Source organism: Methylocaldum gracile (assembly GCF_053646815.1).
The window spans coordinates 325614-337580 of sequence record NZ_CM132196.1 but is presented as its reverse complement, the minus strand read 5'-3'; the positions used below and the strand labels follow the sequence as shown (position 1 = coordinate 337580).

The 11967-nt window shown below is 53.0% G+C and carries 15 protein-coding genes; 5 read left to right on the top strand and 10 right to left on the bottom strand.

The annotated features are described in order from the left end of the window. Positions 1-23: 23 nt before the first annotated feature. Positions 24-839, top strand: a complete 816-nt coding sequence (locus tag ACWJJK_RS01490) for a tetratricopeptide repeat protein (RefSeq protein ID WP_454128578.1) — start codon at positions 24-26, stop codon at positions 837-839. Positions 840-1274: 435 nt separating this feature from the next. Here ACWJJK_RS01490 and ACWJJK_RS01485 read toward each other — a convergent pair whose 3' ends face one another. The 3 genes from ACWJJK_RS01485 to ACWJJK_RS01475 form a co-directional block, all read right to left on the bottom strand. Continuing rightward, positions 1275-1649 (bottom strand): hypothetical protein, encoded by a 375-nt coding sequence (locus ACWJJK_RS01485; RefSeq protein ID WP_156880126.1) that lies wholly within the window; start codon positions 1647-1649, stop codon positions 1275-1277. A gap of 215 nt (positions 1650-1864) precedes the next feature. Further along, entirely contained in the window at positions 1865-2593 is a 729-nt protein-coding gene (locus ACWJJK_RS01480; RefSeq protein ID WP_086134716.1) for an esterase family protein, read from the bottom strand. A gap of 53 nt (positions 2594-2646) precedes the next feature. Continuing rightward, positions 2647-3603, bottom strand: a complete 957-nt coding sequence (locus tag ACWJJK_RS01475) for an acetylxylan esterase (protein WP_156880127.1) — start codon at positions 3601-3603, stop codon at positions 2647-2649. A gap of 760 nt (positions 3604-4363) precedes the next feature. On the opposite strand from ACWJJK_RS01475, the gene ACWJJK_RS01470 reads away from it, so the two are divergent. Then, on the top strand, positions 4364-5209 hold the full coding sequence (locus ACWJJK_RS01470; protein WP_156880128.1) for an aldo/keto reductase: 846 nt from the start codon (positions 4364-4366) through the stop codon (positions 5207-5209). A 256-nt stretch (positions 5210-5465) separates the two neighbouring features. Here ACWJJK_RS01470 and ACWJJK_RS01465 read toward each other — a convergent pair whose 3' ends face one another. The 7 genes from ACWJJK_RS01465 to ACWJJK_RS01435 all read right to left on the bottom strand — a co-directional run bounded on the left by ACWJJK_RS01465 (position 5466) and on the right by ACWJJK_RS01435 (position 8237). Further along, on the bottom strand, positions 5466-5630 hold the full coding sequence (locus ACWJJK_RS01465; RefSeq protein ID WP_347259182.1) for a hypothetical protein: 165 nt from the start codon (positions 5628-5630) through the stop codon (positions 5466-5468). A 682-nt stretch (positions 5631-6312) separates the two neighbouring features. Continuing rightward, positions 6313-6444, bottom strand: coding sequence for a hypothetical protein (locus tag ACWJJK_RS01460; protein ID WP_454128577.1), 132 nt, complete (start codon positions 6442-6444; stop codon positions 6313-6315). Positions 6445-6539: 95 nt separating this feature from the next. Further along, entirely contained in the window at positions 6540-6809 is a 270-nt protein-coding gene (locus ACWJJK_RS01455; protein WP_454128576.1) for a type II toxin-antitoxin system RelE family toxin, read from the bottom strand. Further along, complete coding sequence (relB, locus tag ACWJJK_RS01450; RefSeq protein WP_086134713.1) at positions 6793-7017, bottom strand: type II toxin-antitoxin system RelB family antitoxin; 225 nt, start codon at positions 7015-7017, stop codon at positions 6793-6795. The genes ACWJJK_RS01455 and relB overlap by 17 nt, the downstream gene beginning before the upstream one ends. 246 nt (positions 7018-7263) lie before the next feature. Then, positions 7264-7512, bottom strand: coding sequence for a BrnA antitoxin family protein (locus tag ACWJJK_RS01445; protein ID WP_434110441.1), 249 nt, complete (start codon positions 7510-7512; stop codon positions 7264-7266). Further along, on the bottom strand, positions 7505-7918 hold the full coding sequence (locus tag ACWJJK_RS01440; protein ID WP_454128575.1) for a BrnT family toxin: 414 nt from the start codon (positions 7916-7918) through the stop codon (positions 7505-7507). Before ACWJJK_RS01440 ends, ACWJJK_RS01445 begins: the two co-directional genes overlap by 8 nt. Positions 7919-7997: 79 nt before the next feature. Further along, the gene (locus ACWJJK_RS01435) at positions 7998-8237 is read right to left on the bottom strand and encodes a hypothetical protein (protein WP_454128574.1); all 240 of its coding nucleotides are present in this window, start codon (positions 8235-8237) and stop codon (positions 7998-8000) included. A gap of 158 nt (positions 8238-8395) precedes the next feature. Between ACWJJK_RS01435 and ACWJJK_RS01430 the strand changes: the two genes are divergently transcribed. The 3 genes from ACWJJK_RS01430 (at position 8396) to ACWJJK_RS01420 (ending at position 11966) form a co-directional block, all read left to right on the top strand. Beyond that, positions 8396-9508 carry a DNA cytosine methyltransferase gene (locus ACWJJK_RS01430; RefSeq protein ID WP_454128573.1) on the top strand — a complete coding sequence of 371 codons (1113 nt, stop codon included), beginning with the start codon at positions 8396-8398 and terminating at the stop codon, positions 9506-9508. Between the two features lie 134 nt (positions 9509-9642). Next, a complete protein-coding gene (locus ACWJJK_RS01425; protein WP_454128572.1) occupies positions 9643-10989 on the top strand; it encodes an ATP-binding protein in 1347 nt (448 codons plus the stop codon). A gap of 5 nt (positions 10990-10994) precedes the next feature. Further along, positions 10995-11966: an O-methyltransferase gene (locus tag ACWJJK_RS01420; RefSeq protein WP_454128571.1), complete on the top strand. Its 972-nt coding sequence runs from the start codon at positions 10995-10997 to the stop codon at positions 11964-11966. Position 11967: the final 1 nt, after the last annotated feature.

Here is an 11967-nt window from a genome sequence, read left to right as displayed (position 1 = left end):
GTTCTTGCACCTAGGAAAAGTTCATGTCTAGACGAACACTGCTTATTGCCGCACTGCTGGGATATTCTGGCTTCACGCTGGCTCACGGCGACGTGTACGAACGCATCCACGATCTCAACCGCGAAATCGCTCATCACCCCAAGAACGCCGATCTGCTCATAAAACGCGGCCAATTGTTTCTCGACGAGGGTCACGCCGACCATGCGCACGACGACCTCGCCAAAGCGATCAAACTCGCTCCTGGACGGATCGACGCACTCTTCCATCTGGCCCGGGCGCAACTCGTGCTGAAACAGCCGGATGCCGCGTTGGAATCCGCGCGGCAATTTCTCCGGCAGGCAACGAACGATGCCGCCAAGGCGCGCGGCCACGTGCTCACCGGCGATATCCTGTCGGTGTCGGGCAAACCGCTAGCCGCGGCCGAGGCGTACCTGACAGCCGTCAGACTCTCCAAGGACATAAAACCCGATCACGTGCTCTACGCCGCCGACGCCTTTCACTCGGCGGGCAAAACGGACAAGGCCATAGAAGTGCTGAACGACGGAATCGCGCGGCTCGGCCCTCTGCACGTGCTGAGCGAGCGGGCGCTGACGCTGGAGATGGAGCAACAACGCTACGAGTCGGCGTTGCGGCGGGTCGATCAAATGCTCGCAACCCACCAGCGTATGCCTTTCTTGCTCTACAAAAAGGGAATGATTCTCAAGGCGCTGGCGCGCATGGACGAATCCAAACGGACTTTCGCCGCCGCGCTCGAGGAAATCGACGGACTACCCGAGGCGCGCAAACAAACTCCGGCTCTCGAAAGTCTCCGGACTTCGCTGTTGGCGGAGATGAACTAGGCGCGTTCACATTGATCTCTCACCCGCTGTCGATGATGGACGACATTCGATCCCCCCGCCGGCGCATGCAAGTTCGCCAGGTGCCAAGGGAGAACATCCGGTTGCCGGAGTGTTATCGTCCGATCGATTAACGAAAAGACAAACAAAAACCCCGCGAAACGAGGCGGGGTTTTTTCGAAGTAGGCGGATAATCCTAGAAACGGCAGTTGGACGTGCTCGAGTGTGCGGCGGGCGGGTCGGCTGGCAAGGCGCGACGCCGCCGCGGGGTAGTCTCCCGCAAGAAGGAGCAACGCCGCCAGGTGGCCCGCCCGCCGTGCAATCGGGCACGTAGCGGCTTCACCCAAACGGTGAAATCGGCAGAAGGGACGACGGTCGGAATCCTCGCGGCGTTTCTACCGCATCTAAGCGGTCAACTGCCGTTTCTAGGATAATGGCTCAGGAAGTGGCTAAGCCCGCGTCCGCGGGAGCTTCAACGGTAGCGGCCGAATCCCGATGAGCCGCCCGCTCCTTCTGGTACTCGTCAAAGGATTTCTTGGCAGCGTCCGCGCCGGCCTGGATTCCTTCGCCCATGGCATTATCGGTGGGTATCAGGCTCGCGACGACCAGAGCGCTGTAAACGACCCCGTACGATAGATAATAAAAGCCTTTATAAACAACCTCGGACAAGGTCTGACTTACGGCCGACACGCCTCCGGAAACGGCTTCGCGCGCATCGCCCGCACCTTCCCTTAAACCTTGAACGGCTGCTTGTGCCGGCGTTTCCAGGGCGGTTGCTTCCATCACGGTTTCTTGGTGCGTTTCGGAAGTCATCTGTACGATGGTTTCCCGAAGGATTTTTTCTCCAGTGTCATTTGAATCGGAGGATGTTTTCTTGGCCATAGTGATACCTGTATGGGTTGCTGCGACGAAAGCGATGGCTTATGGAACAAGGCGATTTCGACGATAGCAAAAACTTTTCGGCCTGTCGTACATGCCTCATGCGACATTTCCGCACAGGTACTTTAGTCTGAAAACGGACATCCAAATCACACATATAGCGGCGCCATCTTGCGCCAGTAGTGGGCTTGATGGGCGCGGCCGTCCCACTCGCTGAGGTGGTTCCACACGCCTTTTTCCCAGAGCATGCGGCTCAGATAACGGTTGTTTTCGAGAAAGGGATCCTCCCGACCGACGACGAGGATGATGTCCATGGCGCGCAAGGCGTTCAGTTGGTCGCATTGCCCGAGATTGGGCAGGAAATGGCAGGGGGTATTGTAATAGATGTTGTCGTCGTAATAGCCGTCGTACAGATTGCCGAAATGCTCGACACTCAGGGTCAGATCGTAGCGCCCGGAAAATGCGCTGAGCTTCCGAAACAGGTGCGGGTGACGAAACGCGATGTTGGCGGCATAGAAGGCGCCCAGGCTACAGCCATGAGCAATGACACAAGGATGCGGGTTTTTCGCGGCCATGAACGGCAAGACTTCATTGAGGATATAGTCCTCAAACTCGATATAGTGTCGGATTCGATCCGCCGGGTGCCGCCAGCCACAATAAAACGTCTCGTGCGCCAAGCCGTCGACGCAATAGAGTTGCAATTGTCCCGCCTCGATCTTGTGGGCCAGTGCTTGCACGATACGCAAGTCCTCGTATTCGTAAAATCGCCCGTCGCGCGTCGGAAACACCAACACTTTCGCTCCGGCATGGCCGAACACCAGCAGTTCCATGTCGCGATTCAGCCGCGGGCTATACCAACGATGATATTCACGGTTCATGCTGAATTACCAAGTGTCGTAAGCAGCGATCGAAGGATTCGGGCTTCATGCAACTACAGCGCTTCGAAAAAATCCGCGAGGATGTCCCGCAGTTCCGCGTCCTGCCGCGCCCTGGCCGGATAATCGACATGCCCCGCTTCCAGGACATAAAGGCTCTTCGGCCCTGCTAGGGCGTTATGGACCGCGAACTGTCCGGGCGGTGCCACCACCGGATCGAACAGGGCGGCCGCCACCTGAACGGGGATCCCGGTATACGCCGCCGCACTCGCGGCATCGTAATAACGCAATGTGTCCAGAACGTTACCGTGCTTCTGCTGGTAATCCCTGATCGCGCGCCCGCTGCCTACGGTCGGGAGTTCGAGACGCAGGGGATGATGGCCGAAGGTGGGCATGTTCAGGTGCGCCCTCCGGATGCGGGCGTCCCAGGGCAACGCCAAGGCGCCGATGCCGCCGCCGAAGCTGATGCCCATATAGCCGATATGACCGACCGTCTCGGGGTACAGCTCGAGCAGAGCCGACACCGCGAGCCACAAGTCCTCCACGCAACCGCCGAGAATGTAACGGTCGCGCTTGTCGATGTCGTGCAGGACGTGCCAGTACGGCTCCTCGGAAATCGGCGGCCGGCGGCTTCGGGAAAGGCCACGAAAACAGGGAAACAGATAGGCGGTATCCGCGACGGGAAGGTCAAAATCCGGCGCATCCCGGCCGCCATAGCCGTGCCCCACCACCATGCCGCGCCGCACCGGCCGGTCTTGCGGCAGAAGCAACCAGCCGCCGATGATGAAATCGTCCGTGGAACGGTATTCGAGGTCGTACACGGAGAAGCCCTCCCGACCTTCGGGCCATCGGCTCAGACGCGGTTGGGGGGATACCGTCAAGGTTCGCCGGTAGCGGGCCTCCCAAAAAGCCGCGAAATCATCCGGTATGACCGGAGCTCCGACTTGCAGGAGCCTATCCAGGGTGTAGCCGTAAGTTGGATCGAAGGTATACGCGTGGCAAAAATGAGACATCGTAAGGCTTATCCTGAGGTGTCCTCGACGGCCGAAATCGTACTTATGACCTGGTGCGAACAGGGACGCCGCCCCGAATCGATGCCTGCCGATATGCTGCACACTTCGCCCCGTTCGCCATATCTTACCTTTCGGCTTCAACATTGCCCGAAAGCAGTCGCTCACGCCACCGAGGTGACTACATTTCAGTTTGTTCCGAAATTTCGAAGGGGCGTCAACTTCAATGCCGGATAGCGTACTTTCGAGTTTGGCGAAGCCGAAAACATGCGGTTTGCATTCCCCCTGGACCCACTGCCGGTTTACCCGCATACCGGCCGATCTGTCCGTCGCCGGACGCGTCTCCGTAATTAGTCCTATAGAGTTCGGTTCTTGTACGATTGTCGCCGACGCTCTGAAACAAATGCATTAGTCATGCGGCATTAGAGCATTTTCATACCTACTGTACGGGCACTCGCGAGTAGGTCGGGAATCCTTTCCCGACGGTGCAGTTGGGCCAACGGGTTCGTCGGCAAAGGATTGCCGACCTACGAATGCTTGAATCAATTTACCGTCGCCGAAGGCGCCAACGACTCCTGCCAGGCCTGTTTTGCCGTACGAGCGAGATGAAAATGCTCTAAGTACATTCCGCAAATACTTGCGGAATCTCGACTGTTTGGCTTGATTGGCGGGGTTGTCCTGCAGGTTGCCTATGCCGCAAGACTTCCCTGAATGTACTTAGTCGAACAATTAAAGTTAACGTCCTCTCGCTCGGAGACCATCGATGAAAGACACCGACTTCGTGAGATCCGCCTACGGGGTGCGGATACCCAAGATTCTGTACGGGACGGCATGGAAGAAGGACCGCACGGCGGCTCTGGTGCAGCAGGCCATCACCTTGGGATTTCGCGGCATCGATACCGCCGCCCAGCCGAAGCATTACGACGAGCCGGGCGTCGGTGCCGGCGTCGCGGCGTGTTTGAAGGCGGGGCTGACCCGTGCCGAACTCTATCTCCAGACCAAATTCACGCCCGTGAATGGGCAGGATCCCACCCGAATACCGTACGATCCGAAGGCGAGCTTGGCCGAGCAAGTCGCCCAATCGTGCGAGAGCTCACTGAGAAATCTTCAGAGCCCGTATCTCGATGGGCTGGTACTGCATTCCCCTCTAGCGAACGAGCGAGACACGATGGAAGTATGGCGGGCGATGGAAGCGATCTTCGAGGCTGGCGCCGTGAAGCAATTGGGAATCAGCAACTGCTATGCGCTCGAACAGCTCGAGCGGTTGTATCGGCAGGCGGCCATCAAGCCGGCGCTGATCCAGAACCGCTTCTATGCCGAGACCCGTTACGACCGCGAGATTCGCGCCTTCTGCCGGCAACACCAAATCGTCTATCAGAGCTTCTGGACGCTCACCGCCAATCCCCAGGTCATCGCACACCCCGCCTTGCAGACCTTGGCCGCAAAGTACCAGCGTACGCCCTCGCAAATCTTCTTCCGCTATCTGACCCAGATCGACATCGTTCCCCTGACCGGCACCGCCTCGGAAGCCCACATGCGAGAGGATCTTGCGATCTTCGATTTCGAGCTGACGACCGGCGAGTGCGATGCGGTGACCACCTTGCTTTGATTTTAAAGACAGCTGATGGCCGAGGGGAGGAAACCAACATGCCAGCCATGGGACATCAGTCGAATCCCCAAAGCCTGACAGCTTTAGCGGCGATGGTTCACGCCCGCCCTACCGGGCTCGTTTTTACGTCGGAATGCGAGACCTGACCCCGTGATCAACCGCCAAGACACGTGCCTTGGCGGTCGGCGTATGCGTCGGCAGTGTGAAAAACCCATAGCATCCATAGATCACGTAGCCAGGGAATACGTAAAGCCCGTTAATCATGGTGGTGATGGCGGTGTCCGTGCCCGTGTTTGCCCTTGTGATACCCGCCATCGCCATGGTAGTGGTGTCTGTGGCCGTGGCCATACGCATGGCCGTGGTGATGGGGGTGTACCACTCTATAGCACCCGTCCAGTGCCATCATCAATGTTAGCAACATTGCTATCCGCCAAAATTTTTTTGCTGATGCGTTCATCTGTATCGAAACTCCCCTAACCCATTACAAAGACAAGCGGAGTTGCCTGATCCAGATACGCCGTGTTTCTCTACGGCCGATCATGCAATTCGTTCCGCGCCTCCTTTCTACTCCTCCCGACATTAACCAAGCCTTAACGCACTTGACCCCCGCCGAATGTAGGAAGTGGAGCTTGTCGTCGTCCGCCGGCCTGCGCGGTAGCAAGCATTGCACTCGCTCCAGCCGAGTCCGCAAGCCGGACGACGGAGTTTCACTAGTCAGTTAAGAGCCTATCCCAGTAGGCCGTTCGCCCTGAGCCCTTCGACCGGCCTGTCCTGAGCTAAGTCGAAGGGCTCAGGACAGGCCTGCCGAAGGGTTTCTTGAGCCTACTGGGATAGGCGTTCGGAATTGGAGTATCGAGGACGCGCAGGGCGTCATGAGTGCCCATTCGATGATGTGAAGCGTGGACAGAGCGGCTACGGCGCGATTAGGAAAGAAGCGGAACGAGTCGGCATCGAAATTCCGAAGGGCCCGCCCACGTTCGCCGTTCAGATCATGAACCGCGTAAGTCCGTTTTCGCGTGATCAAGACTGACTCCATGCTTGCGAAAAGGTTGGCGGCTGCTTTTCGGGGCGCCAGGGGGAGTGTTGGAATGTGAGAACTGACGCTATTTGTGTGCTCGGATCGCCTCCGGCTCCTCAAGCGATTCCGGAATCGTTTGATACTCCTCGATGTTGATGACCACGGCCTTACGCCTTCCATCGGCATCGGTACTGAAATTTTCATGGATCTCAACCATGCCGGATTCCTCGCAATTATTTACGTCATCAAATAACGAAAGCCTGACACCTTTATTCACTGACACCTTTATTCATGCCACTGCCGTAGTTGCTGCTATCGGTAAATGTCTCGTCGATGTCCGATTTTGATGACCGTCACCGTGACGGTTTGGTCTTCGATATGGCAGATAAGGCGGTAATCGCCTATGCGGTATTTCCAGAAATTTCCAAGTTCCGAGCCGTGCAAGGCTTCGCCTAGTGCTCTAGGATTTGCGGCTGTTCTTATCCGTTCATCCAGAAACTTCAGTATTCGTTTCTTGATCGGCGCATCCAGTTCCTTCAGCTGCTTCTTTACCTTGTCCGGTATCTCAACATTCCAGGCCATGTTCTTTCATGACTTCTTCGAGGGATGTTGTTTTCTCCCGCCCTTCCTTGATGTCCGTCATGACTTGTTCGGCCTCCTTAAGATCGTGCAAGTCTTGCAGGTATTCGAGAATTACTTCTCGGGTCCATTCTTCCTTGCTTTTTCCGTGCTCTTTGGCAACGGTGTCGAGTTGGTTCTCGAGTTCGGGTGAAAGCTCGATGGTAATCATGGTGTTACTCATTCAATGGGTCGGAAGGTAGCTGGCCGTTACCGAACGGCTTCGTAAAGACCTTCGTAGCAGTTCATAACCTCTTGGTCAATGCGTGTTCCTGCTTTTTGCAATCCTTCAAAGGGCGGCCGGGAATTTTGAGTGTTCTGGTCGCGGATCGCGAAACCTTGTCGCCGGCGTTATTCGGTATGTCGAGCCAAGGTTTCGTCGCCATCAAAGCCTGACACCTTCTCAAACATCGGGTAATCAGGCCGTATGCAGTTCCTCTCGGATAATCCGCCGTAGGGTTTTTTGGGTGATCGGCGCATTCTCCGGCTGAATGGCTGCGCGTAGCGCTTCGTTAATCAGCGTTTGATAACCTTTCCCTTCCGCTTCTGCCTTCATGCGGAACGCTTCAATGATGTCGTCGTCCAGGAAAATGGTGATTCGGGTTTTCCCTGGCGAGGGAATTACCGGGCCTCGTCGGCCTTTGCTGAAATCGTATTCGTCACGCATAAGCTTCACACTCTTTTGGGCTGGCCTTTCGGGCCGAAATAAGGCGCGTCCGATCCCCACGCGGCGCATGTACAACGACCAGGATTCGTCCCAATGCATCCATGCCCAGCGTTACCAAGCGCTGTTCGCCTTCCGCGTCCGGATCTTCGATGGTTAAGGCGTTCGGATCGCGTAAAGCCGTTTCCGCGTGAGCGAAGCTGGCACCGTGCTTGCGAAAAGGTTGGCGGCTGCTTTTCGGGGCACTCGGGGGAGTGTTGGAATGTGAGAACTGACCCTGTTTGCGTGCTCGGATCGCCTCCAGCTCCTCAAGCTCTTCCAGAATCGTTTGATACTCCTCGATGTTGATGACCACGGCCTTACGCTTTCCATCGGCGTCGGTAATGAAATATTCATGGATCTCAACCATGCCGGATTCCTCGCTATCATTTACGTTATCAAACAACGAAAGCCTGACACCTTTTTAGACGTCCTATTGGACAGAAGCGCTAATGTGTCGATTCCTCCAAGGGATAGTGGACCTTTTCATACTCATGGATGAAAAGCCCAAGCATCTCCACCAGGCGAGCAAGCGGGTTGTTCTCATCGGCGCCGCCTGCGTCTAAAAGCTCGTTCAGGATCGACACCGCTCGGTCGTATTCAGCCTCAGAATGGATCGGGTAGAGCGGAACGGCGTTGCAAATCGCCTGATAATGGTGGATGACATCGGAAAGTTCGGTGGCGTGCATCAAGGCCTCCAGCGGTTGTGGTCGCCGTGTATCAGTCGAACGACGAAAGCCTGGCATCTTTCATTTCTGCGAAGAACGTCTCGATTTATCGATCGACAAGTCGAAGCCGTTTTCGTATGATCGGCTTCAGTCTAGACTGTTATATTTTGAACTGCGGAATGCCTGTAGTAATCGATCTTTTTTCTGGTGTAGGTGGACTTAGTCTCGGGGCTGCAAGAGCCGGTTTCGAGTTGGCCGGCGCTGTCGATACCGATCAGATTGCGTTGGAGACTCACGCCAAGAACTTCCCGGCGTCGGCTCACATACCTTTAAGCGTGGCCGAACTGTCCGGAGAAGCTCTGCTGAAAGAGGCCGGCGTAAAACCCGGAGGTTTGGACGGCTTAATCGGCGGTCCGCCCTGTCAGGGGTTCAGCTTCATCGGAAAGAGAGATGTCGGAGACGCGAGAAACGAATTGTTCGGACATTTCTTTCGGCTCGTGAGCGAGACCCGACCGAAGTTCTTCTTAGCCGAAAACGTACCGGGAATAGAACATTCGATCTACGACGATATCAGAGAAAGAGCGTTCTCTCTTATCCGGGATAACTACGTTCTCCTTCCACCGATCGAGGTTAAGGCCGAGTCTTACGGCGCTCCGACCGCACGAAAAAGAATATTCTTCGTCGGTTACGATCCGAAGTATGTTCGCGATCTCGATTCGCGCTCGTTCGATCCGTCCCCGGACATTCCTGCAACCTGCGTTGGAGACGGGCTAGAAGGATTGCCTGAAGATATAGATCCTTCCTGGTCGAACGAAGAAAGCGGTTGGCGTCCGGTCGGGAAAATTCCTTCCGGTTTTTTCGGAGACCGCGTCCGAGGAAAAATTCCGGCGGGCGTAGGAGACGACCGATCAATCGAGCGTTACGCCGAAAAAGGAGAAGTGTCGGCCTGTTTAGGCACCAAGCACACCAAAGAGGTCGAAGAGCGCTTTTCTCGCCTAGCATGGGGAGAGACGGATAAGGTCTCCAGAGCCATGAGACTGCACCCGAAAAAGTACTGCCCGACGATTCGGGCGGGAACGGGTCCCGATCGGGGAAGCTATCAAGCCCTTCGCCCCATCCATCACAATCGCCCGCGCGTAATCACACCCAGAGAAGCTGCCAGATTGCAAGGTTTTCCCGACTGGTTCGTCTTCCATCCGACCAAGTGGCATAGCTTTCGCCAGGTAGGGAACAGTGTTAGTCCAGTCGTCTCGGAGTCTCTTCTAAGTACTTTTTTTCGCGCGATCACTTGATCATTTTTATTTTGACCATTTCGTTGTCGCGACCTTCCTAGTCTCGAAAAAAGTGACTGTAATCTAGATCGTTAGCAGTCGTTCTATACTTATGGCGGAAAAAAACTCAGGTTGCTGTACTTGGAGCCAACAACATGCCTAATAAAAAGGAACACCGAACAATCGATGCATCCCCTACAAAGGATTTCTTTATCTCTATTCTTGTCAGGGATATCAAGCTTACCGATGCTATTTGCGACCTAGTGGACAATTCTGTAGATGGAGCACGGAGGTTGAGACCTAACGGCGATTTCCACGGTCTTCACGTATCTATCGAAGTAAATAACCAAAACTTCGTGATAGCAGACAATTGCGGAGGAATTGACGTAGAAACTGCTATCAATTATGCGTTTAGGTTCGGAAGGCCTAAAGATATGCAGCCCACAAAGCATTCTGTTGGGCAATTCGGCGTTGGTATGAAAAGGGCCCTGTTTAAAATGGGGCGAGACTTTGAAATAGAGTCTAAATCGGCTAATTCGTTTTTTCTTCTCCAAGTGGATGTAGAGGAATGGAAGAGTGAAAAGAACCTAGACGATCAAGGTAAGGAAAAGTGGGAGTTCGAATTTAAAGAAGTTGATGAAAGTGTAAATAACCCTCCCGAAAATTGTTTAACGATAATTCGGGTCTCTAACCTCTACGAAAGCATTGCGCGCGAGTTTACGTTAAAAAATTTTGAAAATAGGCTTATAGAAGCCATTGAAGCGGCTCATCAGGAAAGCATAAGCGCTGGGTTAGAGATATCGGTTAATGAACATAACCTGAAATATACTCAGCCGATGCTGCTCCAATCTGATTTACTTAAGCCATTTCTCTTAGAAAGAACCATTCAGTATACGGATGAAGATTTGATATCCGTTAGGATCTATTCCGGCATAGGGAAAAGCGATTACAAGGAATCCGGCTGGTATATATTCTGCAACGGACGCCTCGTGATTAAAGCAGACAAAACACCGCTCACGGGTTGGGGATACAAGGAAGCTGAAGCAGATGTACCAAAGGCTCACCCGCAATATGCTAGATTTTTTGGCTTTGTTTTTTTTGATAGCGATAATGCCGGACTTCTACCTTGGAATACTTCAAAAAATGGTATAGACAGCGAATCGCCTTTATATCAAGCCGTAAGGCTAGATATGATATCAGGCATGCGTCAAGTAATAGATTTTCTTAATGCGTTAGACGCAGAACTCGATACGGACAGTACATTTCTAAAAGAAAATATAGATCGAGCAAAACCTATTCGATTTTCAGAAATTCAACCATTAAATGTATTTGCATATCCCTCGATAACAAGCCAGGCAGCGCCGAAGCCAAAAGAGAGCCGAATTTCTTATACTAAACCAATAGAGTTAGTTGAGGAAGCGAAAAGATTGATCAACGCAAAAAATAATAAGGAGCTCGGCGAAAAAACATTCGATTACTATTTGAATATGGAGGGGGGTTAGTTTTAATGAGCCCTAGTTTTAAGAAAATAGATTATCGATTGAGGCCGGCAAAATCTGTAGAGCGCAAGATGCTTTGCGAGGCTTTTCGAAGGCTTTCAGAGTTTGGTCGCATCGACTCTTATCAATACATTGGATTCGGATCTATATATTTTACGGATTTTTCCTTGTTTCACAGAGCTCTTGGTATCAGCGAAATGATCAGCATTGAGAAATATGATCAGGAGCTTTTGAAAAGACGATTTGACTTTAATAAGCCGTTTGAACATATAAAAGTCTTATTCGGGAACTCAACTAGCGTTCTCCCTACCTTAAACTGGGATATTAGGTCGATCGTATGGCTTGATTATGATGGAACATTAACCTCTGATGTTTTAGAGGATATATCATTAATTTTTGCTAAAGCTCAAGTTGGAAGTGTTTTTCTCGTTAGTTTGAATATACAAGTATTCTCGGGAGGTGGTGACGAAGGAGATGGTGACTGTGAAAAAGGACCTGTTGAAAAGCTCAAAACGGCCGTTGGTAAGGAAAAGGTTCCGCGAGAAATAGCTAATTCTGATTTGGCAGGTTGGAAGGCCGGTGAGACATTTAGAAAGATCATTAATAATCAGATTGATGAGGTATTGAACAGTCGCAACGGGGGACGCCCGCGAGGTAGCTACTACAAATATCAACAGTTATTTAATTTTCAATATCAAGATGGAGCTAAGATGGCCACTTTTGGGGGCATTCTATTAGACGAGGCTCAGTCGGCGATATTTAATAAATGCGGATTTGATCAGCTCGAATATTATCGGCCGAATTCAGAAGGATATAGAATTGATATTCCGAATCTTACTTTTCGTGAAATTCGCTTTTTAGATGCTCCTTTGCCGCTAGATAAGGAGCTGTACAGGATCACTCCTATTCCTGAAAGCGATATCGAAAAATATCGTCGCGTTTATAGGTATTTTCCGACGTTTACCGAGGCGGAGCTCTGAC

Bases quoted from the DNA above. Each gene is read 5' to 3' on its own strand.
- ACWJJK_RS01490 (WP_454128578.1), top strand. From the start codon at position 24: ATGTCTAGACGAACACTGCTTATTGCCGCACTGCTGGGATATTCTGGC.
- ACWJJK_RS01485 (WP_156880126.1), bottom strand. From the start codon at position 1,649: ATGACTTCCGAAACGCACCAAGAAACCGTGATGGAAGCAACCGCCCTG.
- ACWJJK_RS01480 (WP_086134716.1), bottom strand. From the start codon at position 2,593: ATGAACCGTGAATATCATCGTTGGTATAGCCCGCGGCTGAATCGCGAC.
- ACWJJK_RS01475 (WP_156880127.1), bottom strand. From the start codon at position 3,603: ATGTCTCATTTTTGCCACGCGTATACCTTCGATCCAACTTACGGCTAC.
- ACWJJK_RS01470 (WP_156880128.1), top strand. From the start codon at position 4,364: ATGAAAGACACCGACTTCGTGAGATCCGCCTACGGGGTGCGGATACCC.
- ACWJJK_RS01465 (WP_347259182.1), bottom strand. From the start codon at position 5,630: ATGTTGCTAACATTGATGATGGCACTGGACGGGTGCTATAGAGTGGTA.
- ACWJJK_RS01460 (WP_454128577.1), bottom strand. From the start codon at position 6,444: ATGGTTGAGATCCATGAAAATTTCAGTACCGATGCCGATGGAAGGCGT.
- ACWJJK_RS01455 (WP_454128576.1), bottom strand. From the start codon at position 6,809: ATGGCCTGGAATGTTGAGATACCGGACAAGGTAAAGAAGCAGCTGAAG.
- relB (WP_086134713.1), bottom strand. From the start codon at position 7,017: ATGATTACCATCGAGCTTTCACCCGAACTCGAGAACCAACTCGACACC.
- ACWJJK_RS01445 (WP_434110441.1), bottom strand. From the start codon at position 7,512: ATGCGTGACGAATACGATTTCAGCAAAGGCCGACGAGGCCCGGTAATT.
- ACWJJK_RS01440 (WP_454128575.1), bottom strand. From the start codon at position 7,918: ATGGTTGAGATCCATGAATATTTCATTACCGACGCCGATGGAAAGCGT.
- ACWJJK_RS01435 (WP_454128574.1), bottom strand. From the start codon at position 8,237: ATGCACGCCACCGAACTTTCCGATGTCATCCACCATTATCAGGCGATT.
- ACWJJK_RS01430 (WP_454128573.1), top strand. From the start codon at position 8,396: ATGCCTGTAGTAATCGATCTTTTTTCTGGTGTAGGTGGACTTAGTCTC.
- ACWJJK_RS01425 (WP_454128572.1), top strand. From the start codon at position 9,643: ATGCCTAATAAAAAGGAACACCGAACAATCGATGCATCCCCTACAAAG.
- ACWJJK_RS01420 (WP_454128571.1), top strand. From the start codon at position 10,995: ATGAGCCCTAGTTTTAAGAAAATAGATTATCGATTGAGGCCGGCAAAA.